This is a genomic window from Amycolatopsis sp. NBC_00345 (genome assembly GCF_036116635.1).
Classification (GTDB): Bacteria; Actinomycetota; Actinomycetes; order Mycobacteriales; family Pseudonocardiaceae; genus Amycolatopsis.
The window spans coordinates 7,110,906-7,135,717 of the sequence record NZ_CP107995.1 but is presented as its reverse complement, the minus strand read 5'-3'; the positions used below and the strand labels follow the sequence as shown (position 1 = coordinate 7,135,717).

Genomic DNA, 24,812 nt, shown 5'->3' with positions numbered 1-24,812 from the left:
CGGGCGGGGACTGCCAGGGCGCCCACCGTTGCACAGAGCGCCATGACGGGCTAGCGGCCAAACTGGTGCTCTCTGTCATGGGGGGTTAACTCACAGCAAAAAGCGCCCGTTCGTACCAGGGAATGCCGGTCGTTCGGACCAGCGGGGCGGGTTGGGCGCGGATGTCAGACTGTGCGAGTGGCTGAACTGATCTTCACCGACGACCGGGCGAATCCGGGACTCGACGATTTCCGCGACCTGTCCACAGCGGACCGGCGCCCGGACCGTCCCGGTGGCCGGGGCCTGGTGATCGCCGAAGGGACCGTGGTGGTCGGGCGGATGCTCGCGTCGCGTTATCCCGTGCGCGCATTGCTCGGCGTGGAACGGCGATTCCACGAATTGGCAGACGAGCTCGAAGGGGTCGACGCGCCGGCGTATGTGACGTCCGCGGAGACGATGGCCGAAGTCGTCGGCTTCCACCTCAACCGCGGGGTGCTGGCCGTCGCCGATCGGCCGGTGCCGCCGACGGTGGACGAGGTGATCGCGGGCGCCGGCGTGCTCGCCGTGCTGGAGGGCGTCGGCGACCACGAGAACCTCGGCGCGCTGTTCCGCAATGCCGCCGCGCTCGGTGTCGACGGGGTGCTGCTGGCGCCCGGCTGCTCGGACCCGCTGTACCGGCGAAGCGTCCGCGTTTCGATGGGGCACGTGCTGCGCGTCCCGTTCGCGACGTTCGACAGCTGGCCCGGCGGGCTGGATCGGCTGCGGGAAAACGATTTCCGCGTCGCGGCGCTCACCCCGCGGGCTGATTCGGTGCCATTGCGAGGTTTGCGCGCTCGGGCGCCGGGCCGCATCGCGTTGCTGCTCGGCGCCGAAGGGCCGGGCCTGTCGGCGGAGGCCATCGCGGCCGCCGATCTGGCCGTGCGGATCGAGATGGTGCCGGGCGTCGACTCGCTGAACGTCGCCACCGCGGCCGCGGTCGCGTTCCACGAGGTGGCCGCCATCCACAACCGGTAAGGCCTCCTTGACCGCGTGCCACGCCGGTAAGGAGGCCTTACCCGCGTGCCACGCGGGTAAGGAGTCCTTGACGGATGTCTCCGGTAGGCGCCGACGCTACTAAGGTGACACACGCTGAGGACTGCCGGCGCGGAAGGACACTATGGAGCTGCGGATCCGCGGCGAGCGCGCGGTGCTCGCCGGTCCGGGCGGCGAGCACGCGCGTGAGGTCGACCCGCGCCGGCTCGCGATCGGCGCCGACCTGGCGCAGGCGCTGCACGAATGGGCGCGCGTCGCTTCGGCGGTGTCGCGCACCGGGCCGGACGCGGAGGTCGCGGGCTCGGTGGTTTCGCAGCGCGGCCGCCAGCTCGCCGGACGGCTGGCTGCCGTGATGGGGACCCCGGTGCGGTTCGTCGATCCGGTGTCGGGCGTCGAGACGGTGGTGGACCCCCCTCCGCGGGCGCCCGGCGAGCGTGAGCCGCGGCGCGCCCGTCACCGCCGCGAGCCGACGCCGTGGTTCACCGGGCTGACCGTGTCCGCGTTCGCCGCGGTGCTGGTGGTGGTCGCGATGCTCGCGCTGGCGGGCACGCTGGCCCGCGAGACCAGCGGGTGGCTCGCCGTGCTGGCGGCCCTCGTGGTGACCGGCGGGATCGCGCCGTCGCTCTGGCTGGGCCGTAACCTGCCGATCCTGCGCTGGGCGGTGCTCGGTGCGGGGGTCGGCCTCGTGGCGGCGTGGGTCGGCGTGCTGGTCATCGTCTTCTGAACGCTGAGTCTTCTGAGCGCTGGCCATCGGCCGCGGCCCGGCCGATACTGGCGCGATGGCCCCCGTGGACGAACTCCGGCGACTCTGCCTCGCGCTGCCCGAGTCCTCCGAGCGGATCAGCCACGGCGAGCCGGCGTGGTTCGTCCGCGAGAAGAAGTCGTTCGTCCGGTTCGCCGACCACCACCACAACGACGGGCGGCTCGCGTTCTGGTGCCCGGCGCCGCCCGGTGCGCAGGAGGAACTCGTGCGCACCGAGCCGGGCCGGTTCTTCCGGCCGCCGTACGTGGGGCACCACGGCTGGCTCGGGGTGCGGCTGGACGTGGACGTCGACTGGGCCGAGGTGGACCACATCGTCCGCGACGCCTACCGGCTGGCCGCGCCGAAGTCGCTGGCCGCGCTTGTCGAGGGTTAGCGGCGGGGGTTCAGCCCCGCTGGGAGCGGACGCCCAGCAGGACGTCCTCCCACGAAGGCACGATCGGATGGTTCTTCTTGGCCTTCGTGCGCGGGTTCTCGTCGGATTCCGCGCCGCTGCCGTCCGAATCGTCGTCGGACGGCGGAACGCGCGGGATCTCGCGCGTGTCGTCGTCTTCGTCCTCTTCCGGGCGGGTGGGCGCCTCGATGGCGCGCACCTCATCGGCAGAGTCGAGCGTCGGCTGGATCACGGCGTCGCGGGCCGGCTCCAGCGCGCGGACCGTGCGCGGGGCGCGGTAGGCGTTGGGGTTGAGCAGGACCTCGGCGTTCTCGTCCAGCGCCTGCACGGTGCCGCCGTGCGCGCCGGGCGCGAACGACCAGTGCGCGCGGTTGTCCGAACGGCCGGCCTTCCACCGCAGCACGACGACCCACTTGCCGTCGTCGCCGCGCCAGGAGTCCCACTTGGCCTGGGTGTAGTCGTGGCCGCGGACGCCGAACGCGTACGCGATCACCTCGCCCAGCGTCTGCACGTCGGGGCCGTCCTCGCGGACGGGGTGCGCGCTCTGCGCCAGCTCCGCGGTGCGGGAGCGCTCGAGCAGCACGGGGTAGGCGAAGCGCTCGACGCGCTGCGCCGAAACGCCGGAGCCGCCCGCCACCTGCTCGACGGACTCTCCCGCGCGGATTCGCGCCTGGATCTCGCGTGGCCGCATCTGGCTCTCCAACTCGATTTCGATCTGGCCCAGCCGGGCGATGTCACCCCTCGCCGCCGCGCGCAGTCTCTCATCGGCCGGGAGCAGGAAGCGCGTACGGCTCGCCGGGTCTTCGAGCACGATGGACTTACCGTCCTCGTGCAGCCCGATCACCCGTAGCGCCCGCATTTCTCGCCTCCCCGATCTTCACCTTTGTGGGTGCTTACGTTAGAACGGCGCGTCGACTTGACGTGCGAGGCGCGCCGATGCTTCACCCGCTTGCTCTCTTTTCAAATTGATCTTCGTCATCTTCTCAGCCTGACCCGGCCGGCGGATCGCGTGACACGCCGACCACGTTCTGTCACGAATGAGTGGAATACCCGCTGGGCGGCAGGCGGATCTCGACCACGAGCCCGCCACGCGGCCCCGGCCGCGCCGACGCCTCACCGTCGTGGGCCTCGGCGACCGACCGGACGATCGACAGCCCCAGCCCGGCGTTGCGCGAGTTGCCGGTCCGCTCGCCGGCGAGCCGGCGGAACGGCTCGAACACGGTGGCCGCCGCGTCCGCGGGCACCACCGGGCCCGAGTTCCGTACGGTCAGCGCCGGCTCGCCGCTGATCTCGACGTGCACCCAGCCGCCGCGGGTGTTGTACGTGATCGCGTTGACCACGAGGTTCGTCACCAGCCGTTCGAGCAGCACCGGGTCGCCGGCGACGGTCCGCGCCCGCAGGTTCGGCTCGATGACGACCCCGGCCTCCTCCGCCTGGGCGGCGGTGGCGGTGAGGACGAGGCGGACCACCTTGTCCAGCCGCACCGGTGAGCGCGAGGTCAGCCCGCGGTCGCTGCGCGCCAGCACCAGCAGGCCCTCGATCATGCGCTCGCTGCGCTCGTTGGTCAGCAGCAGGTGCTCGCCGAGCTTGCGCAGCTCGGGCCCGGCCTCCGGGTCGGCCAGCGCCACCTCGATCAGCGTCCGCTGCACGGCGAGCGGGGTGCGTAACTCGTGGGAGGCGTTGGCGACAAAGCGTTTCTGGCTGTCGAAGGACTCGCCGAGCCGGTCGAGCATGCCGTCGAACGTGTCGGCCAGCTCCTTCAGCTCGTCCTCCGGGCCGTCGAGATTGATCCGCCGGTCGAGCCGGCCGACCTCGAGCTTGCGCGCGGTCGAGGTGATCGTGTGCAGCGGCCGCAGCGTGCGGCTCGCCATCACCCAGCCGAAGAACACCGCCAGCGCGGCCGCGACGAGCAGCGCGATCGCGGACCCGACGAGCAGCGTGGACAGCGTGGCCGAGCGGTAATCCGTGACCGCAGACCTGGCGGCGGCCACGAGGTTGACGGTCTCCGCCGGTTCCGCGTTCACCGGATAGGTGGGCTGCAGGGGCATCGCCATGCCGGCATCGCCCTGCGTCGCCTTGACCGCCGTCGAGGCGAACTGGCTGGCGTCCGGCAGCGAACCGTTCACCAGCGCGTAGTTGATCAGCAGCAGCACGAGCCCGGCGAGCAGGAACAGGCCGCCGTACAGCGCGGTGAGCCGGTTGCGGACCGACAGCCGGGGGCGCCTCACGAGCCGAACCGGTAGCCGGCGCCGGGCACGGTCTCGATCACCGGTGGCTCGCCGAGCTTGCGGCGCAGCGTCATCACCGCCACCCGCACGGCGTTGGTGAACGGGTCGGCGTGCTCGTCCCACGCCTTCTCCAGCAGGTCTTCGGCGCTCACCACCGTGCCCTCGGCCCGCATCAGCACTTCCAGCACGGCGAACTCCTTCGGTGACAGCGGCAGGAACCGGCCCGCGCGGGCGGCCTGGTGCCGGGGCAGGTCGAGCACGACGTCACCGCGCTCCAGCACCGGCGGCAGCGCGGGGCGCGCCCGGCGGCCCAGCGCCTGGATGCGGGCGACCAGCTCGGCGAACGCGAACGGCTTGGTCAGGTAGTCGTCGGCGCCGAGGCCGAGCCCGGCGACGCGGTCGGTGACGTCCGCGGCGGCGGTCAGCATCAGCACCCGCGCTTCGCCGCCGGCCGCCAGCACGGCGGAACACACCTGGTCGCCGTGCACCACGGGCAGGTCGCGGTCCAGCACGACCACGTCGTAGGAGTGCACGCCGACCCGCTCCAGCGCCTGCCCGCCGTCGTAACAGACGTCGACGGCCATCGCGAACCGGCGAAGTCCCTCGGCGATCGAGTCGGCCAGCAGCCGCTCGTCCTCCACCACCAGTACGCGCACCGGCCCAGTCTGCCCGGCCGGGGGATAAGGGGCGCATAAGCGGATTCGCTTAGCCCGGCGGAATCGCCCGATCCGTAGAACTTCAGGCCGGAGCCGGGACCAGCCGGCAGGAGGAGGAGAGATGCGGAAACACAAGGTGGCACTGGTGACCGGGCTGGCGGCGCTGGTGCTGGCCGGCTGCGGCGGCGGGGGCGGCGGGGACGACAAGGTGGCGTCGATCTCCAGCCCGCCGAGCACATCGGCGGCGAAGGACGCGGCGGGCGGCAACGACAAGGCGGACCCGGAACGGGAGAAGCAGATGTTGCAGTTCGCCAAGTGCATGCGGGACAACGGGGTCGACATGCCGGACCCGAAGCCGGGGTCGGGCGGCATGGGCATAACGCTGGCGGTGCCCGGCGACAGCGCGGGCGGCGCGGACAAGATGAGCAAGGCGCAGGACGCCTGCAAGCAGTTCCTGCCCAACGGCGGCCAGCCCAAGGCGCTCAGCCCGCAAGAGCTGGACCAGGCGCGCAAGCAGGCGAAGTGCATGCGCGACCACGGCGTCGACATGCCGGACCCGTCCCCGAACGGCCGTGGCGCGATCGCCGCGCCCCAGGGCGGGGACGAAGCCAAGATGGAGGCCGCGATGAAGGCCTGCGGCTTCGGCGACGCCGGGATGCCGGCCGCGCCGGTGGAGGGCTCGAAGTGACCGGACCGGAACGTCCACGCCGGCGCCGGGCGCGCTGGTTCGTCGTGGTCGCCGTGGCCGTGGTCGTGCTGGGCACGACTTCGGTGGTGGTCCTCACGCGCGTCGCCGAAGGCACGTCGGCCCCGGCCGCGGCCCCGCCGCAGGTCGAGACGGCCGCAGTGACCAAGTCCGACCTGAGCGACGCGGAGGAGGCCGACGGCACGCTCGGCTACGGGGCGGAAACCTCCGTCGCCGGCCGGAAGCCGGGCACGCTCACCTCGTTGCCGGCGGCGGGCTCGACCATCTCGCAGGGCAAAGCGGTCTACGGCGTCGACGCCAAGCCGGTGCCGCTGTTCTACGGCACCCTGCCGTTCTACCGGGACCTGGCCGACGGCGTCGACAAAGGACCGGACGTCAAGGAGCTGGAAGAGAACCTCCAGGCGCTGGGCTTCGGCGGCTTCGGCGCGCCGGACACGAAGTTCACCTCCGCCACGGCGTCGGCCGTGAAGAAGTGGCAGAAGTCGCTGGGCCTCGAGCAGACCGGCACGTTCGGCCAGGGCGACGTCGTGCTGGCGGCCGGCGAGATCCGCGTCTCCGCCGTCACCGGCCAGCTCGGCGGGCCCGCCGCGGGCGAGGTGCTCAAGGCGACCGCCACCGGACGGTCGGTGTCGGTCAAACTCGACGCCGCCAAGCAGGCGCTCGCGCAGGTCGGGGCGAAGGTCGGCCTGACCGTCAACGGCACCGCGACCACGGGCACGGTCGCCGACGTCGGGCACACCGCCGAGCCGGGCAAGGACGCCACGGGCCAGCCCAACGGCACGCTGACGATCACCGTCACCGTGGCCCTCGACGACCCGAAGGCGGCGGGCTCGCTCGACTCCTCGCCGGTGACCGTCCGGTTCACGAAGGACGTGCACAAGGGCGTCCTCGCGGTCCCGGTCGGCGCGCTGGTCGCGCTCGCCGAGGGCGGTTACGCCGTCGAGGTCGACGACCACGGGAAGCGGCACCTGGTCGCGGTCAAGACCGGGATGTTCAGCGGTGGCCTGGTCGAGGTCTCCGGCGCCGGGCTCGCCCCGGGCGTGCGGGTGGTGACGACCTCGTGACGCCGGTTCTCGCCGCGCACGGGGTTTCGCGCACCTACCCGGGCGGGGTGGCCGCGCTGCGCGACGTCTCGCTTTCGCTCGAGGAGGGCGAGCTGGCGGCGATCGTCGGCCCGTCCGGCTCGGGGAAGTCGACCCTGCTGCAGCTCATGGGCACGCTCGACCGGCCGACGGCGGGCCGGGTCGAGCTGCGTGGCCACGATGTCGCCACGCTGCCCGACCGGAAGCTCGCCGCGCTGCGGTCGCGCTGGATCGGATTCGTGTTCCAGCAGTTCTTCCTCGACGACGGGCTCAGCGCGGTCGACAACGTCTGCACCGGGCTGCTGTACGCCGGGGTCTCGCGGCGGGACCGGCGGCACCGGGCACTGGCCGCGCTGGAACGGGTCGGGCTCGGGCACCGCGCGTGGCACCGGCCGGGCGAGCTGTCCGGCGGGGAGCGGCAGCGGGTGGCGATCGCGCGGGCCGTGGTGAACGGGCCGTCGATCCTGCTCGCCGACGAGCCGACCGGGAACCTCGACACCGGCACGGGCGCGGCGGTGCTCGGCCTGCTGGCGGAGCTGAGCGCGGACGGCACGACGATCGTCGTGATCACCCACGACCGCGAGATCGCGGCCGGGCTGCCCCGGCGGATCGAGCTGCTCGACGGCGTCCTGCGCCTCGACACGGGCTCGGAGACCGGGCTGGTGGTCCGATGATCACCGTCGCCCCGCCGCCGGTGCCCGACCCGGCCCGGCTCGGCCCGCGTGACGTGCTGACGCTTGGCGCGCACGGGATGCGGACCCGCCCGGTTCGTGCCGTGCTCTCCGCGCTCGGCATCGCGATCGGCGTCGCCGCGATGGTCGCCGTGCTGGCGATCCCGGCGTCGAGCGCGCAGGCCCTGCACGACCGGCTGGCCGCGCTGGGCACCAACCTGCTGGTCGCGGCCCCGGGCCAGACGCTATTCGGCAAGGACGCGAAGCTGCCGAACGAGGCCGTGGCCATGGCGAAGCGGATCGGCCCGGTGACCGCCGCTTCGGGGCTCGGGCTGACGTCGCAGTCCGTCCGGCGCAGCGACCGCATCCCGGCCGAGGAGACGTCCGGCCTGTCCGTGTACGCGGCGACGCCGGACCTGCTCGGCGTGCTGGGCGGCCAGGTCCGCGCCGGCTCGTTCCTGAACGCGGCGAACCAGAAGTTCCCGGTGACGGTGCTCGGCTCGGAGGCCGCCGCGCGCCTCGGGATCGACCACATCGACCCGGCGAGGCCGCCGCAGGTGTGGCTCGGCGGTCACTGGTTCACCGTGGCCGGCATCCTCGGCCCGATGCCGCTGGCCCCGGAGGTGGAGCGCTCCGTGCTGGTGGGCTGGGACGTCGCGAAGGCGTTGCTGGGCTTCGACGGCCACGCCAGCACCGTGTACGCCCGCGCCGACGAGTCCCAAGTGGACAGTGTGCGCAGCGTGCTGGGCGCGACGCTCAACCCGGCCTCGCCCGACCAGGTCAACGTCCGCCGTCCGTCCGAGGCGCTCGAGGCGCAGCAGATCACCGACAACAGCTACAGCGCGCTGTTCCTCGGCCTTGGCGGGGTCGCCCTGCTGGTCGGTGGCGTCGGGGTGGCGAACACGATGGTGATCTCGGTGCTCGAACGGCGTCGCGAGATCGGCCTGAGACGAGCGCTCGGCGCGACCCGCCGTCAGGTGCGCGGGCAGTTCCTCGCCGAATCGGTGCTGCTGTCCGGGCTCGGCGGGCTGGTCGGCGTGCTGGTGGGGGTGCTGGTGACCGCGGGATACGCGCTGAGCCAGGGCTGGCCGGCGATCCTGCCGCCGCTCGCGCTGGCCGGCGGGGTCGGGGTGGCCGCGCTGGTCGGGGCGGTCGCCGGGGCCTACCCGGCCGCCCGCGCGGCCCGGCTGCCGCCCACCCAGGCGCTGGCCTGAGCCGGCGAGGGGCCCCTTCCGCCGGGGGGAAGGGGCCCTGAAGTCCGTTAAGGCCTCCTTACCCGCGTCCAACGCGGGTAAGGAGGCCTTAACGGCTTTGCCCGGGAGCGGGGTCAGCCCAGGCGCTCGACGACGTACTCGATGCTCTGGGTCAGCTTGGTGATGTCGTCCGGGTCGATCGCCGGGAACAGGCCGACGCGCAGCTGGTTGCGGCCGAGCTTGCGGTACGGCTCGGTGTCGACGATTCCGTTGGCGCGCAACGCCTTGGCCACCGCGGCGGCGTCCACCTCGTCGCTGAAGTCGACGGTGCCGACGACCTGCGAGCGCAGGTTCGGGTCCTGGACGAACGGCGTGGTGTACGAGGTCTTCTCGGCCCACTCGTACAGCCGGGTCGAGGATTCCTTGGTCCGCGCGGTGGTCCAGGCCAGGCCGCCCTGGCCGTTCATCCACTCGATCTGCTCGGCGAGCAGGAACAGCGTGGCGACGGCGGGGGTGTTGTAGGTCTGGTCCTTGCGCGAGTTGTCCAGCGCGGTGGTGAGCGACAGGAACTCCGGGATCCAGCGGTCGCCGCCGCCGATCTCGCCGATGCGCTCGACCGCGGCGGGCGAGGCCAGCGCGATCCACAGGCCGCCGTCGGAGGCGAACGACTTTTGCGGGGCGAAGTAGTAGACGTCGAAGTCCTCGGCCTTGACCGGCAGGCCGCCGGCGCCGGAGGTGGCGTCGATCGCGACCAGCGCGCCGTCACTGCCCTCCGGGCGGCGGACCGGCACCGCGACGCCGGTCGAGGTCTCGTTGTGCGCCCAGCCGACCAGGTCGGCGCCGGACTGGTAGGCGATCTCGGGCGCGCTGCCGGCGTCCGCCTTGACGACGATCGAGTCGGCCAGGAACGGCGCCCCGTTGGTCACGGTGGCGAACTTCGAGGAGAACTCGCCGTAGGTGAAGTGCTGGGCGCGCTCGCGGACCAGCCCGAACGCGGCGGCGTCCCAGAACGCGGTGGTGCCGCCGTTGCCCAGGATGACTTCGTAGCCCTCGGGCAGGGAGAACAGCTCGGACAGCCCCGCGCGCACCCGGCCGACCAGTGACTTCACCGGCTTCTGGCGGTGCGACGTGCCGAGGTAGGTGGAACCGGACTCCGCCAGCTTGGCGAGCTGCTCGGAGCGGACCTTCGAGGGTCCGCAGCCGAAGCGGCCGTCGGCCGGCTTGAGGTCGTCAGGGATGCTCAACTCCGCTGCGTCGGTCATGTGGGCAGTCTCTCAGGTCGGGACGCGCCTGCTAACGGCGGTGGGCCGGTGTCCGACATGTGGAACCGTGAGCAGACAGCCCTTCCGGCACGATCCCGGCGAACGGGACAGCGACCGCTTCCGGCCGCGCTGGTGGTGGTTCGGGCTCTTCGCCCTGAACGTCGCCGTGCACCTCCACCGGGGCTGGGATTCGACGGCCGCGATCGGGCTGCCGCTGGGCTTCGCGGTGACGCTGGTGCTGGTTTTCGTGCCGCGGTTGCCTCGGTGGCTGACCTGGGGGCCGAGGGAACCCGGGGATTCCGGCGGGCGCAAGCGTTTGCGGCCCCGTCCGGTGGGGCGCGGCTGTCTGGTGCTGGCGGCCTTGGGCGCGGTGGCGGCCGTCGTATTCGGGACGGTGAACGAGCCGCCGGAGCCCGGGGAGGTGGGGGCCGCGGTGTTCGTCTGGGTGGTGGCCGCCGGGTTCCTGCTGGGTTCGGTGGGGTGGCTGCTGTTCGCGTTCCGGCGGCCTCGGGAAGTGGGGCCCTATGGCGGAACGCTCGGCCCCGCACCGCTCGATCCGGCACCGCTCGATCCGGCACTGCCGGGTGCGCTGTCCGAGGTCGTCCCGTCCGAGTCTCCGCGGGGGATCGCCGTGGCCGCGCGGGTCGACGGGGACACCAGCCAGTGGGACTGGCGGGGCACGGTCGCACCGGTACTGGCCACGGTCACATGGACGGATGGCCGGACCGGTTATCTGACACTGCCGCGCTGCCCCGGTCCGCTCGCCCTCGCGGTCGTGCGGACCGGAAAGCTGTGGCTCAGCAGTAAAAGGCCCAGCCGCAAAGGATTCAGCGATAAGGGCGGCCGGGTCACCGCCGAGTTCGGTGCGTTCATCGCCGCCGGGCTCCTCACGACGGACCCGGCCGGTGCGGTGCCCGGCCGCCGGTTCCTCCGCTGGTGGAACTCACTGCCCGGGCTGGCGTGGCGTCACCGGCTGCGGATTCCGGTAGTGGCGCTCGCCGTGGCGGCGGTCGTGGCCGTGCCGGTCGGCGGGTTCGTGTGGTCCGGGTGGACGTGGACGCTGCTGATCCCGGCGCTCATCGTGGCGGTGACTGCCGCCGTCTGGGCGTCGGAGGTGCGTGACGAGCACCGCGGGACCGTCGAAGGGCCGCTGACCCCGATCGAGGTCCGGCTCGTCGACGACCACGTCTGGCCCGACGTCGAGGTCCGGGCCTGGGCGGTGCTGGGGCCCGGCCGTCCCGCGCGCCTGGACATCAGGGCCTGCCCGCCGGAGATCGCCGCCGAACTGCTGGCGCATCGCCGGGCGTGGGTCTTCGGCGAGCCCCGGCCGGGTCCGGTGTGCCTCGGCCTGCCGGGGAGCGGCGTCTTCGCGCGTGCGGACTTCTTCGAGCGCCGTCAGCGCCAGCCGGCCTCGTCGACGCCGCCGGGCACCGGGGCCGACGGGTCGTAGGGGGTCCGGGTGAAGATGAACGTGGCCAGGTTCAGGTGGTTCGCCACGCCGTCGCCGGTCCGCCCGACGGTCAGCGTCTCGCCCGCGTAGTAGCCGTCCAGCCCCAGCCAGGTGTCCGGGCCGGTGGGCCGGAACCGGGACGCGCGGCCGGATCCGCCGATCGGCTCCAGCGCGATCATCCCGTCGCCCAGCACCCGCAGGGTGTACGGCGTCGGGCCCCAGTGCCACAGCCCGGTCAGCGCCAGCAGGGCCGGGTCCACAGTGGACGGCTGCCACTCGTCCGGCAGGGCCGGCTCCAGCTCGTCCGCCGTCGTCAGCAGGTCCAGCGAGAGCTGGACGATCCCGACGCCCGCGGTGGTGTTCGTCAGGCACAGCGCGCCGGTGCCGGTGTTCGCGTCCACCAGCGTCGTCGCCAGGAAGCCCGGCATCGAGCCGGTGTGGCCGGCCAGGTGCCGGCCCTGGTAGCGCACCACCATCAGGCCGAGGCCGAAGCCGGTCGTCCACACCTCGGTGTCGTCGACGGTGTTCATCGTGCGCATCTCGGCGACGGTGTCCTCGCTCAGCACACCGCCGGTGTGGCCGCCGAGGAACGCCGTCCAGCGGCCGAGGTCGGTGACCGTGGACCACAGCTGGCCGGCCGGCGCCATGGCGCCGGCGTCCGGTGCGGGCTCGCGGTGCAGCACGTCCGCGAACGGGTGCACGGCGAAGCCGTCGGCGTGCGGGGCTTGCGGGTGCGGGGCGGTGCGCGTCATGCCCAGCGGCGTCAGGATTTCGTCGTTGACCACCTCGAGCCACGGCCGGCCGCGGTGGCGCGCGACGAGCTCGCCGAGCACGCCGAAGCCGACGTTCGAGTAGTGGAACTTGAAGCCGGGACGCAGCTTCGTCGCGCCGGTGTCGAGGCTCGCCACCAGTGTGGCCCAGTCGCCGCCCGGCGCGCGCTCCCACCACTGGCCCGGCGACTCCGAGGTCAGGCCCGAGGTGTGCGACAGCAGTTGCGCGATCGTCGTCGCGCCGAACGCCGTCCCGGGGACGTGCTTCTCCAGCTGGTCGGTCAGGTCGAGCCGGCCCTCGTCACGCAGCCGCAGGACGGCGGTGGCGACCATGGTCTTGGTGATCGAGCCGAGCCGGTACTGGGTGTTGTCGTCCGGGCGGGCGTCGCCGACCCGGCCGCGGGCGCCCGACCAGACGACCTTCCCGTCGCGCACCACGGCGGCGACCAGCGACGGGGCACGGCACACCGCCTGCTCACGGGCGAGCCGGCGGTACAGGGCGAGTTCGGTGGAGTCGAGCATGACGGCCATTCTGCCTGGCCGCCTTCCTCAGCCGAGCAGATGGCGGTCCAAAGCCGTGGTGACCGCCGCGGTGCGGTCCGAAACGCCGAGTTTCCCGAACACGCGCAGTAAGTGCGTCTTCACGGTCGCCTCGCCGATGTGCAGCGCGCGGCCGATGTCGGCGTTCGTGTGTCCCTTCGCGACCAGCCGCAGCACCTCGACCTCGCGGGCGGACAGCGGCGAGGCGGGCGGCGGGTTCCGGACGCGGTTCACCAGTTTCCCGGCCACCGACGGCGCCAGCACGGTCTCCCCGCGCGCCGCGGCCCGGATCGCGCCCGCCAGCTCCGCGCGGGACGCGTCCTTCAGCAGGTAGCCCGCCGCGCCGGCCTCGACCGCGCGCAGGATGTCGGCGTCCGTCTCGTACGTGGTGAGCACGACGATCCGCCGCGCCGGGGTTTCCTTGAGGATCTCGCGGATCGCGCCGACGCCGTCGAGGCCCGGCATGCGCAGGTCCATCAGCACCACGTCCGGCCGCGCCACGCGGTCCAGCGCCACGGCCTCGGCGCCCGAGCCCGCCTCCCCGACCACGGTGAGGTCGGCCTCGGCCTCGAGCATGCCGCGCAGGCCTTCGCGCACCACGGGATGGTCGTCCACCAGCATGATCGTGATCACGCGGGCACCTCCAGCTCCAGTTCGGTCCCGTCGCCGCGGCCGCTGCGCACGGTCAGCCGCCCGCCCACCTGCTCGACGCGCGAGCGCATCCCCCGCAGGCCGAAGCCGTCCGTGGGCTCGGCGGGGGAGAAGCCCGCGCCGTTGTCGCGCACCAGCAACCGTACGCTGGAGTCCACAGCGGACAGACGAATCAGCACGGTGGTGGCCGCCGCGTGCTTGCGGACGTTGGTCAGCGCCTCCTGTGCGCCGCGCAGCAACACCACCTCGAGCGCCGTCGCGAGCACCGGCAGCGAACTGTCCACTTCGCACTTGACGTCCATCGCGGTCTCGTCCGCCAGCCGGGAGGCCTGACGTCGCAACGCTTCCTGAAGCGAGCCGGAGGCCAGTTCGGACGGTGCCAGCGCGGCCACCATCGCGCGCGCCTCCGCGAGGTTCTCCCGCGCGGTGCGGGCGGCGAGCGCGAGGTGACGGCGCACCGCGTCCGGGTCCGTGTCCAATTCGGACTCGATGGCCTGGGCCAGCGTGACGATACTGGTGAAGCCCTGCGCCAGCGTGTCGTGGATCTCCCGCGCCAGCCGCTCCCGCTCGGCCGCGGTGCCTGCCTCGCGCGAGAGCCGGGAGACCTCGGCCTGGCTGTCCTCCAGTTGCCGGATCAGCTCGGCCCGCGCGGTGCTCTCCTTGATGATGTCGGTGGTGAACTTCCCGGCCAGCACGCTGAACACGATCAGGAGCGCGGTCATCGGCAGCAGGATCGCGAGGCTCGGGTTGCCCCAGCCGCCGGTCGCCACCACCGCGACCGGCTCCATCAGGATGAGCAGCGTGGTCACCGCCGCGGCCGGGCGGACGTTCAGCAGCATGAACAGCAGCGGGCACGCCATGAACAGCGCGAAGCTGGAGGTGGTGTCGGCGAGCATCGCCGTGCTGAGCGAGGCGACCAGCACACCGGTGTAGACCCAGGACGCGAGGCTGTTGTCCTTGCCGGTCCGCACGACCCGCCGCCCGGCCACCAGGTAGGAGAGGGCGAGTACGGCGAGCGCGATCTCCGCGACGACCTTCGGCCCGGTCGCGGAGTCGTTGTCGAACAGCACGAGGAACGCGGTCGTCACGTAGGCGACCGCGAACAGCACCTCCCAGAACCAGTACGAGCGCTGCCAGGCGTCGGTCACGGCTTTTCGTTCGTCCACCGGAAGGTCAGCCTCGCCAGCACCAGCCCGGCCACGCACCACGCCACCAGCACCAGCGCCACCATCGGAAGTTCCCACGACCCCGCCATCTCCTGCGTCGCGGCGTCCGCCGGCAGGAACACCGAGCGGAAGCCCTGGCAGATCCATTTGAGCGGGAAGAACGACGCGATGTCCACCATGATCTTCGGCAGGTGGGTGATGGGCGTGACGAACACCCCGGAAATGAACTGCAGCACCAGGTACACCAGCTGCACCACGGCCACCGTACCGGTCGCCGTGCGGGTGAGCGAGCTGATCGAGATGCCCAGCAGCGTGCACGAGACGATCCCCAGCAGCAGCACCCACACCAGCGTCAGCCACTTGACCGGGTCGCTCGGCAGCTGCAGGCCGAACAGCAGCATCGCGACCGCCGCCATCAGCACCGTCTGCGCCACGCTCGTGACGGCCACCATGATCATCTTGCCGATGAAGTACGACGCCGGCGGCATCGGCGTGCCGTGCAGCCGCTTCAGCGCGCCCATCTCGCGGTCGGCCGCCATGCCGATGCCGACGCTGTTGAACGACGTCGACACGATGCCCGAGCCGATCATCCCGGCCGCGAGCAGCTGCCCCGCCGAGACGCCGGGCTGCCCGGTCGGACCGTCCAGAATGGACCCGAGCAGGATCATCAGCACGGCGGGCAGCGAGAAGGTGAAGACCACCTGCTCCTTGTTGCGGAAGAACTGGCGCAGCTCGGCGCCGCCGCGGGCGAGCCCGAGGCCGAACGTGCCCGGCAGGGCGAGGGTGGCGGTCACAACTTCTCTCCGATCAGGTTCAGGTAAACGTCCTCCAGGCTCGGCCGCGTCACGGTCAGGCCGGCGAGCTCCCTGCTCCCGCCGGACAGCTCGTTGACGACCTTGGTCGGGAACGCGGTGCGCTCCACGTGCTCCCCGCGTTCGTCGGTCCACCGCACGGTGGCCTCGGCGTGGCCGCGGCCCCCGAGCGTCTCCGGGGTCCCGTCCGCGACGATCTCGCCCCGCGCGATCACCACGAGCCGGTCGGCGAGCGCCTCGACCTCGTCGAGGTAGTGCGTGGTGAGCAGGATGGTGGTGCCCTCACCCGCCAGGTTGTTGATCAGCGCCCAGAACTGGCGCCGGGCCTCGGGGTCGAAGCCGGTCGTCGGCTCGTCCAGGAACAGCAGTTCGGGACGGCCGATGATGCCGAGCGCGACGTCCACGCGCCGCCGTTGCCCGCCGGACAGCGACTTCACGCGGGCCCCCGCCTTTTCGGTGAGGCCGACCTTCTCGATCACCTCCTCCGCGTCCCGCGGGTTCGGGTAGTACTTCGCGAAGTGCCGCACGGTTTCCACCACGCTCAGCTCGGCGGCGTCGGTCGCCGTCTGCAGCACGATGCCGATCCGCGACCGCCACGCGCGGCCGGCCTTGCCCGGGTCCTCGCCGAGCACGTCGGCCTCGCCTGCCGTGCGCTGCCGGTGCCCCTCCAGGATCTCGACGGTGGTCGTCTTGCCCGCGCCGTTCGGTCCGAGGAGCGCGAACACCTCGCCCTGGTGGATGTCCAGGTCGAGCCCGGCCACGGCGAGGTGCCCCGGGTACTCCTTGCGCAGTCCGCGCACTCTCACTGCTGTGGTCATGGTTTGAGTCTGCGGTCACGGATCGGTGCCGCGGGACGTCCGGCCAGTGGAATCCGGCTGTCCACCGAACGGTGGACAACAGTGTCATGGTTTCCCGTGGAACCAGCGAAAACACCGTCATGAACAGGAAAAACCCGCCGACTCATGAACACCCGCCGAAGCGGAACCGCCACTGAGGTGAACCACGTTGTTGACAAGTTGTCTAACATGACAGAATGTCTCACAAGCAGGTGACCGCCAGTGACGGTGTCCGCCTCTCGGTCCGCGTGACCGGTGCCGCGGACGGGCCCACGGTCGTGCTCGTGCACGGCTATCCGGACAACGGCTCGATGTGGGACGGAGTGGCCGCCGAGCTGGGCCGCCGCCACCGCGTCGTGGTCTACGACGTGCGCGGCGCGGGCGAGTCCGACAAGCCCCGCAGCCGCGCCGCCTATCGCCTCGACCAGCTCGCCTCGGACCTCGCCGCCGTGGTCGACGCGGTGCAGCCGACCGGCAAGGTGCACCTGCTCGCGCACGACTGGGGCTCGATCCAGACCTGGCACGCGGTCACCGGCGACGAGCTGCGCGGCCGCATCGCGTCGTTCACCTCGATCTCCGGCCCGAGCCTCGACCACGCCGGCGCGTGGTTCCGCGCGCAGCTGAGCCGGCCGTCGCCGAAGCGGCTCGGACATGCCGTGCGCCAGTTCCTGCACTCCGGCTACATCCTGTTCTTCCAGCTCCCGGTGGTGCCGGAGCTGTTGTGGCGCACCGGTTTCATGCGGGCGATGATCGGCAGGCTCGAGCCGGCCGAGGCCCCGCCGTCGACGCTCGACGGCATCCACGGGCTGAAGCTCTACCGCGCCAACATGATGACGAGGCTGACCCGCCCGGTCCCGCGGGCCGCGGAAGTCCCGGTGCAGGTGCTCGCCCCGTCCGGCGACGCGTACGTCACCACGCCGCTGCAGACGGAGGTCGAGCGCTGGGCGCCGGACCTGCGGGTGCGGCGGATCACCGGCTCGCACTGGGTCACGCGCAGCCGGCCGGACGTGATCGCCGGCGCGGCGGCTGAGCTGATCGAGTACGCCGAGGGCGGCGACGAGTCCCGCGCGCTGAAGCGGGCGCGCGTCGGGGAGAAACGCGGCCGGTTCGCGCACAAACTGGTCGTGGTCACCGGCGCGGGCAGCGGTATCGGCCGCGCCACCGCGCTGGCGTTCGCCGACGAGGGGGCGGACGTGGTGGTCACCGACATCAACTCCGCCGCCGCACTGGAAACGGCGAAGCTGCTGCGGGAGCGCGGTGTCACCGCTGGTGAGTACACAGTGGACTCTTCGGACGGCGAGGCCGTCACGCGCTTCGCCGAGCAGGTGCGCACGGAGTTCGGCGTGCCGGACATCGTGGTGAACAACGCGGGCATCGGCATGTCCGGGCCGTTCCTCGACACCTCGCTGGCGGACTGGGAGAAGGTGATCGACGTCAACCTGTGGGGCGTGATCCACGGCTGCCGCGCCTTCGCGCCGATGCTGAAGGAACGCGCGGAGGGCGGCCAGATCGTCAACCTCGCCTCGGCCGCCGCGTACCTGCCGTCGAAGATCCTCACCGCGTACGGCACGACGAAGGCCGCGGTGCTCACGCTGAGCGTCGGGCTGCGCGCCGAGCTGGCCGCCGACGGCATCGGCGTCACCGCCGTCTGCCCGGGGCTGGTGCAGACGAACATCACCAACACCACGCGGTTCGTCGGGGTCGACGCCGCCGAGGAGAGCCGGCGGCAGAAGGCGTCCACGAAGCTCTACGCGCGGCGCGGGTTCGGGCCGGAGAAGGTCGCGCGCGACATCCTGCGCGCGGTGGAGAAGGACGTCGCGATCCAGCCGTCCACTCCGGAAGCCAAAGCGGCGCTGGTGCTTTCGCGCCTGACGCCGGGTCTGCTGCGCGCGGCGGCGAAGCTGGACATGACCCCGTGAGCCGGCCGCGCCGGATGTCGCGTGAGGCCCGGCGCGACGAGCTGATCGCCGCGGCGCTGGACCTGTTCGGCAGTCGCGCGCCGGAGCTGGTGACGGTGGACGACATCATCGCGCGCGCCATGGTGTCGCGGCCGCTGTTCTACCGGTACTTCTCCAGCCTGCGCGAGCTGCAGGTCGAGGCGCTGCGGACGGTGACCGTCGGCCTCGTCGACGGTCTCGCCGGCCTGGAGGAGGGGTCACCGCCGGAGCGGCTGCGCGCCGCCGTGCGCGGGCTGGTCGACGTCGCCGACCACTACCGCGCGGGCTACGTCGCGTTGCTGCGCAGCGGTTCCGTGATCGCGACGTCCGAGACCGACGCGGCGATCGACGAGGTCCGCAACCGCGCGGTGGAGCTGATCCTGGACGCGCTCGTCATCACCGAGCCGTCCCCGTTGCTGCTGCTGACCCTGCGCTGCTGGACGGCGGTCGTCGAAGGCGCGTTGCTTTCCTGGCTGCAGGAACGCACGGTGCCGCGGGAATCGCTCGACGGCTGGCTCGTCGACCAGCTCACCGCGATGCTGTCGGCGACCGCGGCCCACGACCCCAGCGTGCCCGCTGCCCTGACGCGTTGATGCCCTGAAGGCCACCATGAGGGCATAGAGGTCCCTCATGGTGGCCTTCAGGGGGACCCTGGACGCCGTTAAGGCCTCCTTACCCGCGTGGAACGCGGGTAAGGAGGCCTTAACGGCTCAACGGGTGTCAGTGCTTGGTGACGCTTTCCCAGCCCTCGACGTCCTCGGGCTTACGCGGCTCGGGGCCGACGTACTTCGCCGACGGGCGCACGAGCCGCCCGGTCCGCTTCTGCTCCAGGATGTGCGCGGCCCAGCCCGCGGTGCGGGCGGAGGAGAACATCGCCGGCATCATGTGCGGCGGCACCTTGGCGAAGTCCAGGATCACCGCGGCCCAGAACTCCACGTTGGTCTCGATGGGGTGATCCGGGCGCCGCTCGCGCAGCTCGGCCAGGGCCGCCTGCTCCAGCGCAGCCGCCACCTCGTAGCGCTCCGCGCCGAGTTCCTTGCAGGTACGGCGAAGCACGCGGGCGCGCGGGTCCTCCGCGCGGTACACGCGGTGCCCGAAGCCCATCAGCCGTTCCTTGCGGTCGAGGATGCCCTTGACCAGGCCGCGCGCGTCATCGGTGCGCTCGACCTCTTCGATCATCGGCAGCACGCGCGCGGGGGCGCCGCCGTGCAGCGGTCCCGACATCGCGCCGATCGCGCCCGACATCGCGGCCGCGACGTCGGCGCCGGTCGAGGCGATCACGCGGGCGGTGAAGGTGGAGGCGTTGAGGCCGTGCTCGGCCGCGGAAACCCAGTAGGCGTCCAGCGCGCGGACGTGGTCCGGGTCCGGCTCGCCGCGCCAGCGGACCATGAAGCGCTCGGTGATGGACGCGGCTTCGTCGACCCGCGCCTGCGGGACGGCCGGCTGGCTGATTCCGCGCGCGGACTGGGCGACGTAGGACAGCGCCATCACGGAAGCGCGCGCGAGCTGCTCGCGGGCCTCCTCGTCGCTGATGTCGAGCAGCGGCCGGTAACCCCAGATCGGCGCCAGCATGGCGAGCGCGGACTGGACGTCCACGCGCACGTCACCGGTGTGCACCGGCAGCGGGAACGGCTCGGCCGGCGGGAGGCTGTGGCCGAAGCGGCCGTCGACCAGAAGGGCCCATACGTCACCGAAGGTCACCTTGCCGGCGAGGTCCTCGATGTCGACGCCGCGATACCGCAGCGCCCCGCCGTCCCGGTCGGGTTCGGCGATTTCGGTTCGGAAAGCGACCACGCCTTCAAGGCCCGGTCGGAACCCGTCGTCGGCTTGGTCGGAACCCGTCTTGCTGATAGTGGAGGTTGTCACTCTCGCAAAACCTTTCGATGCGCATTTCCCCGGCTTGGTCGTACTCGCGCGGACGGGATACACGCTGGCGTTGGCGCGCCTCATCGCACGGTTGGACAAACCTTGCCCCTCCGCGGGCCCCCGGGCAATGAAAGATGTGGTGGTTTCGGTCACGATTACGAGAACGATTCAGTCCAGGCAGCTCACTTGCAGCAAGTTCTCCGGCAACGGGCTGTGACCGCGGCGGCGGACGGCCGGTGTACCGAAGGTAAATCCTGTGTTTCGGGAACGGGCGCGCGCACCCGCGCGGTGATAGACCTAGCCCATGCACCTCAGCCCCCAGGAACGCGACAAGCTGCTGGTCCACGTCGCGGCCGACGTGGCCCGCCGGCGGCTGGACCGTGGTGTGCTGCTCAATTACCCCGAGGCCGTCGCGCTGATCACCGACCACGTGCTCGAAGGCGCCCGCGACGGGCGCACGGTCAGCGAGCTGGTGACGAGCGGGCGCACGGTGCTCGGCCGCGCGCAGGTGCTCGGCGGGGTGCCGGAGATGGTCGACTCCGTGCAGGTGGAAGCCACTTTCCCGGACGGCACGAAGCTCGTCACCGTGCACGACCCGATCGTCTAGGAGGCGTGCGAGTGCGGCCAGGCGAGATCATTCCCGGCGACGAGCCGGTGGAGCTGAACCCCGGACGCGTGCGGGTCCGGCTGATCGTGCGCAACCTCGGCGACCGGCCCGTGCAGGTCGGTTCGCACTACCATTTCGCGGCGGTGAACCCCGGGCTGGAGTTCGACCGCGACGCCGCGCGCGGGCACCGGCTCGACGTCCCCGCCGGCACGTCCGTGCGCTTCGAACCGGGCGTCGAGCGCGAAGTGGACCTGGTTCCGCTCCACGGGGCCCGGCGGGTGCCGGGACTACGCTCCGAACACGCTGGGGAGTTCTAGCCGATGCCGCAGATCGACCGCGCCCGTTATGCCGAGTTGTTCGGGCCGACCACCGGCGACCGGATCCGGCTCGCCGACACCGACTTGCTGATCGAGGTGACCGAAGACCGGTCGATGGGCCCGGACGGCTCGGGCGACGAAGTGCTCTTCGGCGGCGGCAAGGTGATCCGCGAGTCGATGGGCCAGGGCATGGCCACCCGGGCCGAGGGCGCGCCGGACCTGGTCATCACCGGCGCCGTGATCCTCGACCACTGGGGTGTGGTGAAGGCCGACGTCGGGGTGCGCGACGGCCGGATCGTCGGCATCGGCAAGGCGGGCAACCCGGACACGATGAACGGGGTGGACCCGGCGCTGGTGATCGGCCCGTCGACGGAGGTGCTGGCCGGCAACGGGAAGATCCTCACCGCGGGCGGGGTCGACTGCCACGTGCACCTCATCTGCCCGCAGCTGGTGGACACCGCGCTGGCCGCCGGGATGACCACGCTGGTCGGCGGCGGCACCGGGCCGAACGAGGGCTCGAAGGCCACCACCGTCACGCCCGGCGCGTGGAACCTCGGCCGGATGCTGTCCGCAATGGACGGTTACCCGATCAACGTGATGTTGCTGGGCAAGGGGAACACCGTCCGGCACGAGGCGCTGCGCGAGCAGCTGGCGGCCGGCGCGGGCGGGTTCAAGCTGCACGAGGACTGGGGCTCCACCCCGGCAGCCATCGACGCCTGCCTGACCGTGGCCGACGAGGCCGGCGTCCAGGTGGCGATCCACACCGACACGCTCAACGAGGCCGGCTTCCTGGAGTCCACTGTGGACGCCATCGGCGGCCGGTCCATCAACGCGTACCACACCGAGGGGGCCGGCGGCGGGCACGCGCCGGACATCATCCAGGTCGTCGGACTGCCCAACGTGCTGCCCTCGTCGACCAACCCGACCCGCCCGCACACCGCGAACACCCTCGACGAGCACCTCGACATGCTGATGGTCTGCCACCACCTGAACCCGTCGGTGCCCGAGGACCTCGCGTTCGCCGAGAGCCGCATCCGGCCGACCACGATCGCCGCCGAAGACGTGCTGCACGACCTGGGCGCGATCTCGATGATGAGCTCCGACGCGCAGGCCATGGGCCGGATCGGCGAGGTGATCATCCGCACCTGGCAGACCGCGCACGTGATGAAACGCCGCCGCGGCGCGCTGCCCGGCGACGGCGCGGCCGACAACCTGCGCGCCCGCCGCTACGTCGCGAAGTACACGATCAACCCGGCCATCGCGCACGGCATGGAGGCCGAGATCGGTTCGGTGGAGGTCGGCAAGCTCGCCGACCTGGTGCTGTGGGAGCCGAAGTTCTTCGGGGTCCGGCCGCACGTCGTGCTGAAGGGCGGTTACCCGGCCTACGCGGCGATGGGTGACGCGAACGCGTCGATCCCGACGCCGCAGCCGGTGCTGGCGCGCCCGATGTTCGGGGCCGTGCCGGCGGTGGCGGCCGCTTCGAGCCTGCACTTCGTGGCGCCCGAGGCGCTGGGCTCGGGCCTGGCCGAGCGGTTCGGCATCCGCCGCCCGCTGGTCGCGGTGTCGAACATGCGCGCGCGGACCAAGGCGGACATGGTGCTCAACGACGCTCTGCCGGACGTGCGCGTGGAGCCGGACAGCTTCGCCGTGCACGTGGACGGCGAGCTGATCGAGCCGCAGCCGGTGACCGAACTGCCGATGGCCCAACGGTACTTTTTGTTCTGATGGAGCTTGTTCTGATGGACCTTTCCGCGCTGATACTCGCCGACTCGCGCTTCCCCGGCGGCGGGCACGTTCACTCGGGTGGCCTCGAGGAAGCTGTGAGCCGCAAGCTCGTGACTTCCGAACGCGACCTGCCGGGATTCCTCTTCGGACGGTTGCGAACGGCGGGATCGCTCGCCGCCGTTTTCTCCGCGGCGTCAACACATGCCGCTGCACGAGGCGTCTACAGTGGATACTGGCGGCGGCTGGACGCCGAGCTGGATGCGCGCACGCCCTCGTTCGCGCAGCGCCTGGCGTCACGGGCACAGGGCCGCGGGACCGCCCGCGCGGGCCTGGCTGCGTGGCCGTCGCCGGTGCTCACCGCCCTGCTCGCCGAGACGCCCCGGCCGCATCACCCGATCGTCCTCGGCACGCTGGTCGGGGTGGCGGGCGGTTCGCCGTTCGACGCCGCGATGGCCGTGGCGTACCTGGCGGTCAGCGGGCCGGCCAGTGCCGCCGTCCGGCTGCTGGGCCTGGATCCCTTCGCGGTCAACGCCGTGGTCGCGCGGCTCGGCGACGAGGTGCGGCGGGTGTCCGAGCACGCCGCCGGCGTCGCGGGGCTCGACCCGGCCGAGCTGCCGGCGCCGGGATCACCGGCGCTGGACCTGTTCGCCGAGGCGCATGCCCGGCACCACGAGGAAGAGGTGCGTCTCTTTGCCAGTTGAACACGGTCATGGCCACGGCCACGTGCACCCGGTCAACTTCGACCCGACGGCCGCCGAGCCCGACCACTACGACGCCGCGCCGACGGCCGGGCGCGCGTACCGGATCGGCATCGGCGGCCCGGTCGGCAGCGGCAAGACCGCGCTGACCGCCGCGCTCTGCCGCGCGCTCGGCGACGAGGTGAACCTCGCCGTGGTCACCAACGACATCTACACCACCGAGGACGCCGACTTCCTGCGCAAGGCCGGGGTGCTCGACCCGGCGCGCATCGAGGCCGTGCAGACCGGCGCCTGCCCGCACACCGCGATCCGCGACGACATCACGGCGAACCTCGACGCGGTGGAAAGCCTGGAGGAGCGGTTCCCCGGCCTGGAACTGGTGATCATCGAAAGCGGCGGCGACAACCTGACCGCGGTATTCAGCCGCGGCCTGGCCGACAGCCAGGTGTTCGTGGTCGACGTCGCGGGCGGGGACAAGGTGCCGCGCAAGGGCGGCCCCGGGGTGACCACCGCCGACCTGCTGGTGATCAACAAGATCGACATCGCGCACCTGGTGGGCGCGGACATGAACGTGATGACCTCCGACGCGCACCGCATGCGGGGCGAGCTGCCGGTGATCACGCAGTCGCTTGTGGACACCCCGGACGCGCCCGCGGTCGCAGACTGGGTCCGGTCGCTCCTCCCCGCAGGCACGGCACTGCGGGCGTGAAGGCTCACGCACGCGTCGTCGCGTGTTTCGAGGACGGGCGCACGATCTTGCGTGAGCTGCGATCGAAAGCGCCGCTGACGCTGTTCCCCCGCCGCAACACCGGTCGTGAGGCCGTGGTGCACCTCGTCAGCTCGGCCACCGCGCCGCTGGGCGGGGACGAGCTGCTGCTGGACATCCGGGTCGGGCCCGGCGCGGCGCTGCGCCTCTCCGGCGTCGCGGCGACGCTCGCGCTGCCCGGGCTCCACGGTGAGCCGAGTACGTCCACTGTGGACATCGAGGTGGCGGACGGCGGCTCGCTGGAGTACCGGCCGGAGCCGACCGTCGTCACCGGCCGGGCGAACCACACCGCGGTGCTGCGCGCGGCGCTGGCGGAAAATTCCTATTTCCACACCCGCGAGGTCGTGGTGCTGGGCCGCGCCGGGGAACGGCCGGGCCGGCTCACCACGACCGTCGCGGTGACTCGCGGTGACCTTCCGGTGCTGCGCCAGACCCAGTCCATCGGGGACCCGGCCCTCGACGCGAGCCTCGCCGTGCTGGCGGGCCGCCGGGTGCTCGCCACCGATCTCGAGGTCGGCGGCGAGCCGCGGCCCGCGGCGTCCGGCGAGTGGTGGTCGCGGGTGCCGCTCGCGGCCGGGGCGACGATCACGACGTCGCTGGCCGCGGACGCCGTTGTTGCCCTGAAAGGCCTGGACTGCTAAAACTTCGTCCCTCGGTTCGTCAAGCGGTGACAAGAATCGCGTGCCGGCTCAGAACGACGTTCAAACG

General features: G+C 72.1%; 26 protein-coding genes. 16 read left to right on the top strand and 10 right to left on the bottom strand.

All coding sequences use genetic code 11. The features are described from left to right. Positions 1–177: 177 nt before the first annotated feature. The 3 genes from OG943_RS32035 (at position 178) to OG943_RS32025 (ending at position 2,147) form a co-directional block, all read left to right on the top strand. Complete coding sequence (locus tag OG943_RS32035) at positions 178–993, top strand: TrmH family RNA methyltransferase (protein WP_328604648.1); 816 nt, start codon at positions 178–180, stop codon at positions 991–993. Positions 994–1,135: 142 nt separating this feature from the next. Continuing rightward, a complete protein-coding gene (locus OG943_RS32030; protein WP_328604647.1) occupies positions 1,136–1,735 on the top strand; it encodes a DUF2537 domain-containing protein in 600 nt (199 codons plus the stop codon). Between the two features lie 55 nt (positions 1,736–1,790). After that, positions 1,791–2,147, top strand: coding sequence for an MmcQ/YjbR family DNA-binding protein (locus tag OG943_RS32025; protein WP_328604646.1), 357 nt, complete (start codon positions 1,791–1,793; stop codon positions 2,145–2,147). Between the two features lie 10 nt (positions 2,148–2,157). Here OG943_RS32025 and sepH read toward each other — a convergent pair whose 3' ends face one another. The 3 genes from sepH to OG943_RS32010 form a co-directional block, all read right to left on the bottom strand. Further along, on the bottom strand, positions 2,158–3,024 hold the full coding sequence (gene sepH / locus OG943_RS32020; protein ID WP_328604645.1) for a septation protein SepH: 867 nt from the start codon (positions 3,022–3,024) through the stop codon (positions 2,158–2,160). 172 nt (positions 3,025–3,196) lie between these two features. After that, positions 3,197–4,393, bottom strand: coding sequence for a sensor histidine kinase (locus OG943_RS32015; RefSeq protein ID WP_328604644.1), 1,197 nt, complete (start codon positions 4,391–4,393; stop codon positions 3,197–3,199). Further along, the gene (locus OG943_RS32010; RefSeq protein ID WP_328604643.1) at positions 4,390–5,049 is read right to left on the bottom strand and encodes a response regulator transcription factor; all 660 of its coding nucleotides are present in this window, start codon (positions 5,047–5,049) and stop codon (positions 4,390–4,392) included. The genes OG943_RS32015 and OG943_RS32010 overlap by 4 nt, the downstream gene beginning before the upstream one ends. 121 nt (positions 5,050–5,170) lie before the next feature. Here OG943_RS32010 and OG943_RS32005 point away from each other — a divergent pair, with 121 nt between their 5' ends. From OG943_RS32005 to OG943_RS31990, 4 genes are read left to right on the top strand one after another with little or no spacing between them, the layout of a single operon-like run. Further along, positions 5,171–5,737 (top strand): hypothetical protein, encoded by a 567-nt coding sequence (locus OG943_RS32005; RefSeq protein WP_328604642.1) that lies wholly within the window; start codon positions 5,171–5,173, stop codon positions 5,735–5,737. Further along, positions 5,734–6,819 carry a peptidoglycan-binding protein gene (locus OG943_RS32000; protein ID WP_328604641.1) on the top strand — a complete coding sequence of 362 codons (1,086 nt, stop codon included), beginning with the start codon at positions 5,734–5,736 and terminating at the stop codon, positions 6,817–6,819. Before OG943_RS32005 ends, OG943_RS32000 begins: the two co-directional genes overlap by 4 nt. Next, a complete protein-coding gene (locus OG943_RS31995; protein ID WP_328604640.1) occupies positions 6,816–7,511 on the top strand; it encodes an ABC transporter ATP-binding protein in 696 nt (231 codons plus the stop codon). The genes OG943_RS32000 and OG943_RS31995 overlap by 4 nt, the downstream gene beginning before the upstream one ends. Continuing rightward, positions 7,508–8,722, top strand: coding sequence for an ABC transporter permease (locus tag OG943_RS31990; protein WP_328604639.1), 1,215 nt, complete (start codon positions 7,508–7,510; stop codon positions 8,720–8,722). Before OG943_RS31995 ends, OG943_RS31990 begins: the two co-directional genes overlap by 4 nt. 113 nt (positions 8,723–8,835) lie before the next feature. On the opposite strand, the gene serC is transcribed toward OG943_RS31990, so the two are convergent. Continuing rightward, on the bottom strand, positions 8,836–9,963 hold the full coding sequence (serC, locus tag OG943_RS31985; protein ID WP_328604638.1) for a phosphoserine transaminase: 1,128 nt from the start codon (positions 9,961–9,963) through the stop codon (positions 8,836–8,838). A gap of 67 nt (positions 9,964–10,030) precedes the next feature. On the opposite strand from serC, the gene OG943_RS31980 reads away from it, so the two are divergent. Next, positions 10,031–11,413 carry a hypothetical protein gene (locus OG943_RS31980; RefSeq protein ID WP_328604637.1) on the top strand — a complete coding sequence of 461 codons (1,383 nt, stop codon included), beginning with the start codon at positions 10,031–10,033 and terminating at the stop codon, positions 11,411–11,413. Here the strand turns inward: OG943_RS31980 and OG943_RS31975 are convergent. From OG943_RS31975 to OG943_RS31955, 5 genes are read right to left on the bottom strand one after another with little or no spacing between them, the layout of a single operon-like run. Continuing rightward, positions 11,359–12,705 (bottom strand): serine hydrolase domain-containing protein, encoded by a 1,347-nt coding sequence (locus OG943_RS31975; RefSeq protein WP_328604636.1) that lies wholly within the window; start codon positions 12,703–12,705, stop codon positions 11,359–11,361. The genes OG943_RS31980 and OG943_RS31975 overlap by 55 nt on opposite strands. A gap of 27 nt (positions 12,706–12,732) precedes the next feature. After that, complete coding sequence (locus tag OG943_RS31970; RefSeq protein ID WP_328604635.1) at positions 12,733–13,356, bottom strand: response regulator transcription factor; 624 nt, start codon at positions 13,354–13,356, stop codon at positions 12,733–12,735. Beyond that, a complete protein-coding gene (locus tag OG943_RS31965; RefSeq protein WP_328612210.1) occupies positions 13,353–14,522 on the bottom strand; it encodes a sensor histidine kinase in 1,170 nt (389 codons plus the stop codon). The genes OG943_RS31970 and OG943_RS31965 overlap by 4 nt, the downstream gene beginning before the upstream one ends. Next, positions 14,519–15,334 (bottom strand): ABC transporter permease, encoded by an 816-nt coding sequence (locus tag OG943_RS31960; RefSeq protein WP_328604634.1) that lies wholly within the window; start codon positions 15,332–15,334, stop codon positions 14,519–14,521. Before OG943_RS31960 ends, OG943_RS31965 begins: the two co-directional genes overlap by 4 nt. Continuing rightward, on the bottom strand, positions 15,331–16,170 hold the full coding sequence (locus OG943_RS31955; RefSeq protein ID WP_328604633.1) for an ABC transporter ATP-binding protein: 840 nt from the start codon (positions 16,168–16,170) through the stop codon (positions 15,331–15,333). The genes OG943_RS31960 and OG943_RS31955 overlap by 4 nt, the downstream gene beginning before the upstream one ends. A 230-nt stretch (positions 16,171–16,400) precedes the next feature. Between OG943_RS31955 and OG943_RS31950 the strand changes: the two genes are divergently transcribed. Further along, complete coding sequence (locus OG943_RS31950; protein WP_328612209.1) at positions 16,401–18,107, top strand: SDR family oxidoreductase; 1,707 nt, start codon at positions 16,401–16,403, stop codon at positions 18,105–18,107. 14 nt (positions 18,108–18,121) lie between these two features. Further along, the gene (locus tag OG943_RS31945) at positions 18,122–18,718 is read left to right on the top strand and encodes a TetR/AcrR family transcriptional regulator (RefSeq protein ID WP_328612208.1); all 597 of its coding nucleotides are present in this window, start codon (positions 18,122–18,124) and stop codon (positions 18,716–18,718) included. A 127-nt stretch (positions 18,719–18,845) separates the two neighbouring features. On the opposite strand, the gene OG943_RS31940 is transcribed toward OG943_RS31945, so the two are convergent. Next, positions 18,846–19,991, bottom strand: a complete 1,146-nt coding sequence (locus tag OG943_RS31940) for a citrate synthase 2 (RefSeq protein WP_328604632.1) — start codon at positions 19,989–19,991, stop codon at positions 18,846–18,848. Positions 19,992–20,295: 304 nt separating this feature from the next. On the opposite strand from OG943_RS31940, the gene OG943_RS31935 reads away from it, so the two are divergent. From OG943_RS31935 to OG943_RS31910, 6 genes are read left to right on the top strand one after another with little or no spacing between them, the layout of a single operon-like run. Then, complete coding sequence (locus OG943_RS31935) at positions 20,296–20,598, top strand: urease subunit gamma (protein ID WP_328604631.1); 303 nt, start codon at positions 20,296–20,298, stop codon at positions 20,596–20,598. A gap of 11 nt (positions 20,599–20,609) precedes the next feature. Continuing rightward, the gene (locus OG943_RS31930) at positions 20,610–20,915 is read left to right on the top strand and encodes an urease subunit beta (RefSeq protein ID WP_328612207.1); all 306 of its coding nucleotides are present in this window, start codon (positions 20,610–20,612) and stop codon (positions 20,913–20,915) included. A gap of 3 nt (positions 20,916–20,918) precedes the next feature. Further along, on the top strand, positions 20,919–22,640 hold the full coding sequence (locus OG943_RS31925; RefSeq protein WP_328604630.1) for an urease subunit alpha: 1,722 nt from the start codon (positions 20,919–20,921) through the stop codon (positions 22,638–22,640). Positions 22,641–22,654: 14 nt separating this feature from the next. Continuing rightward, positions 22,655–23,341: an urease accessory protein UreF gene (locus tag OG943_RS31920; protein ID WP_328612206.1), complete on the top strand. Its 687-nt coding sequence runs from the start codon at positions 22,655–22,657 to the stop codon at positions 23,339–23,341. Then, positions 23,331–24,047 (top strand): urease accessory protein UreG, encoded by a 717-nt coding sequence (gene ureG, locus OG943_RS31915; protein WP_328604629.1) that lies wholly within the window; start codon positions 23,331–23,333, stop codon positions 24,045–24,047. The genes OG943_RS31920 and ureG overlap by 11 nt, the downstream gene beginning before the upstream one ends. After that, complete coding sequence (locus OG943_RS31910; RefSeq protein WP_328604628.1) at positions 24,044–24,745, top strand: urease accessory protein UreD; 702 nt, start codon at positions 24,044–24,046, stop codon at positions 24,743–24,745. The genes ureG and OG943_RS31910 overlap by 4 nt, the downstream gene beginning before the upstream one ends. Positions 24,746–24,812: the final 67 nt, after the last annotated feature.